Origin of the sequence: Nocardia sp. NPDC060220, assembly GCF_042727815.1 — a bacterium.
Classification (GTDB): Bacteria; Actinomycetota; Actinomycetes; order Mycobacteriales; family Mycobacteriaceae; genus Nocardia.
Map to the genome: position 1 here is coordinate 1 of NZ_JBHWZY010000885.1, position 2,775 is coordinate 2,775.

At 64.2% G+C, this 2,775-nt stretch carries 4 protein-coding genes; 1 reads left to right on the forward strand and 3 read right to left on the reverse strand.

Annotated elements, in window-relative coordinates; all coding sequences use genetic code 11:
* Positions 1 to 169 precede the first annotated feature (169 nt).
* Entirely contained in the window at positions 170 to 994 is an 825-nt protein-coding gene (locus ACFWF3_RS31205) for a hypothetical protein (RefSeq protein WP_379317323.1), read from the forward strand.
* Positions 995 to 1,060: 66 nt separating this feature from the next.
* Here ACFWF3_RS31205 and ACFWF3_RS31210 read toward each other — a convergent pair whose 3' ends face one another.
* The 3 genes from ACFWF3_RS31210 to ACFWF3_RS31220 all read right to left on the reverse strand — a co-directional run.
* Positions 1,061 to 1,297 carry a hypothetical protein gene (locus ACFWF3_RS31210; RefSeq protein ID WP_379317325.1) on the reverse strand — a complete coding sequence of 79 codons (237 nt, stop codon included), beginning with the start codon at positions 1,295 to 1,297 and terminating at the stop codon, positions 1,061 to 1,063.
* A gap of 470 nt (positions 1,298 to 1,767) precedes the next feature.
* Positions 1,768 to 2,529, reverse strand: a complete 762-nt coding sequence (locus ACFWF3_RS31215) for an SDR family NAD(P)-dependent oxidoreductase (protein ID WP_379317327.1) — start codon at positions 2,527 to 2,529, stop codon at positions 1,768 to 1,770.
* A gap of 43 nt (positions 2,530 to 2,572) precedes the next feature.
* Positions 2,573 to 2,775 (reverse strand): acyl-CoA dehydrogenase C-terminal domain-containing protein (locus ACFWF3_RS31220; RefSeq protein WP_379317329.1); only part of this gene is annotated, 203 nt, incomplete at its 5' end.

The window sequence follows — 2,775 nt, forward strand, 5'->3', positions numbered from 1 at the left end:
CTCCCGCAACGCGAGCATCGCTGTGCCGCCGCGCCACTCCGACGACGGCCTGTGCCACTCCTGCCGCGACATCGATCGACCGGGAATCCCCGACCACGACCCCGCCGATCACATCACGGCCCGATGCACCCACCTCACCGAAACACACCCCGCGCCTGCGGCGTTGGCGATGCTGCGCCGAGATTGGCTAGCCCCCCACCCCGCCCAACGCGCCATCATCGAACAGTGGCTCCACGACAACCCGCTCACCGAACACCCGCAACCAGTGCTCGATTCGATGCAGCGCCTCACCGATCACGAACTCACCCAGGCAATCGAAGGTCTCCGTCTACGACTCGGAAACATCGCCACCGAGGCCGACTTCTTCGCACCCATTCGACACGACAACGTCGCCCTCGAACCCGATCCGACTGTGGCCGAACACCACCACGCCGCCGACCGCGCACAACAAACCGCCCGGCAGCGCGCCCACGAACTCGACACCGCCATCCGTAAACTCCATGCCACCTCGGTCGCACTCGACACCGCGCGCGAGGAAATCGAAGCACTGTCGGTGACACGGCGCCGCCAGCGCAAGACAATGCAGGAACACATCAACACCTTGGTTGGTGAACATCGCCAGCGCGCCGAAGCACACCACCACGCCCGTGCAGTCGCGCGTGCGGCCAACCGCACTGCCAACGAACTGGTAGCCCGTGCTGAACACGTCGCAATCGAAGACGAACATCGTCGTCTCGCCGATCAGGCTCTATCCGCCGGCAGCGACGACGCAGCACGCGACGCAGCTGTCGTAGCACTACAGCGGACCATCAGCTCTGAGCTCGCCGACCACCGTGCAGAACATCAGAGACGACAAGCGCTGACGCCCTCGCAACGACATCAGGAGGAGCGTGCACGCCTCGAACTCACAACGGCGGCCGGGGATTTCGGTCGCGAGGAGTATCTCGATCTGGAGATCAACCAGAAGATTCGCCGAACAGACCTGGGTCTGTAGGCGACCGATCTGACAGGACTCGGCCCTAGTGACCTTTGTATGAGCCAAACACCCCAGGACCGGATGTCACGGGATTACCCAGTTTCGTTCGCCGGGGAGTCGGGGCAGCAACAATGCGGCGGTGCCGGCGCGCATGACTGCGTGGTCGTGGGCGTGGGTGGCGTTGAACGCGGTTGCGAATCGGTGTGCCGCGCTGGCGCAAGCCTCGTAGAACAGGTCCAAGCATTCGCCTCCGATGTCGGCCCAGTGGATCTGGATGACGACGTCGGGTTCTTGGCTGGGCGGTGTGAAGAGCTCGAACATAATTTGCCAAACGGTTCAGGTGTAGGGATCTGGTTGTGATTCCGCGGCGACGATGTCGCGAAGGGATGGAGGTGGCGCCGCCGTCGAATCTGCTTAGCGCGCCTGGAAGCTGACCTAGCTCGGTGCGCTAGAGGACACCGACGTCGAAGCATGATCGTCGGCTAGATAGCGGCGCAGCACATGTCGCGCATGTTGTCGCAACGGTTCATCTCGACGGGTACCTCGCGTTTTCAGGATCCGCCGGACTCGATCGTGGAACACCCGCCGCGAGATTCCGAACCTGACCAGGAGCTCCTCGCTCGGTGGCCCGCCGAACGGCTCCCACACTAGGGCCACATCGATCAGTCCTTGTTCCTCGGAGAGCATGGGTTGTCCTGTCATGAACACCTGCCGATGGCAGGGGAGCGGTATGGATGGATTGATGCCCTGTTGCAGAGGGGCGTCCTCGGCGGGCAGCGCGGGGCGAACGCTCAGGTGATGGTGAAACCACCGTCGACGGCGATGGTCTGGCCCGTGACGTAGCCACCGGCGGCGGAAGCGAGCCACACAGCTGTTGCCGCGATCTCCTCGCCGTGACCGTGTCGTCCGAGAACGACTCGTGGCATCAGGGAGGCGGCGTAGCCGTCGTCGTAGGTGTCGGTCATCTCGCTCTGGAAGAACCCAGGCGCCAGCGCGTTGACGCGAATTCCCTTCCGAGCGCCCCATTGCTGGGCCAGATCGCGGGTCAGGCCGATGACGGCGGCTTTGCTGGCGCTGTAGGCGGCCTGCGGGAGCCCCGCGGTGGTGAGCCCGAGCACGCTAGAGATATTGATGATCGATCCGCCTGCGGGCATGACGCGGCCGCAGGCCTGCGCCATCCAATACGAGCCGTGGAGGTTGATATCGACGACCGCGCGGAACTGCTCCGGGGTTTCTCGGGTTGCCGGGTGTGCGGTGGAGACGCCGGCATTGTTGATCAGCACATCGACTCGACCGAACTCCGAGATCGCGGCGTCGACGACGGCCTGACACTGTTCCGGAACGGAGATGTCGGCGGGGACGATGACGGCTCGCCGACCGGCTGCCCGTACCGTTTCCGCGGTGTCGGTGAGTTTGTCGGCACGGCGGGCGGCGAGAACGAGGTCGGCGCCGGTATCGGCGAAGCCCTGAGCGAACGACACTCCGAGTCCGGACGAAGCGCCGGTGACGATGACGACCTTGCCGGTCATGTCGAACAGCTCGAGTAGGGACATCGAAATCTCCTGAGGTGTAATCGAGATGGGCGGTGGACGGGGTTCACAACCAGGCTGGGTCGGTATCGAGGGTGGTTCGGTCGAGTTCGGCGAGCAGAGCCAGCTGCGGTGCGACCTTGGGCAATTCGTACCGGAAGAAGTACTGCGCCGCGATGCGTTTGCCGTCGTAGAAAGACCCGTCCAGGTCGCCGACAGCGAGGAGCTTGTCGAGCCAGATCCAGGCGATCACGATGTGTCCGGCGGCTT

Bases quoted from the DNA above. Each gene is read 5' to 3' on its own strand.
- ACFWF3_RS31210 (WP_379317325.1), bottom strand. From the start codon at position 1,297: ATGTTCGAGCTCTTCACACCGCCCAGCCAAGAACCCGACGTCGTCATC.
- ACFWF3_RS31215 (WP_379317327.1), bottom strand. From the start codon at position 2,529: ATGTCCCTACTCGAGCTGTTCGACATGACCGGCAAGGTCGTCATCGTC.
- ACFWF3_RS31205 (WP_379317323.1), top strand. From the start codon at position 170: ATGCTGCGCCGAGATTGGCTAGCCCCCCACCCCGCCCAACGCGCCATC.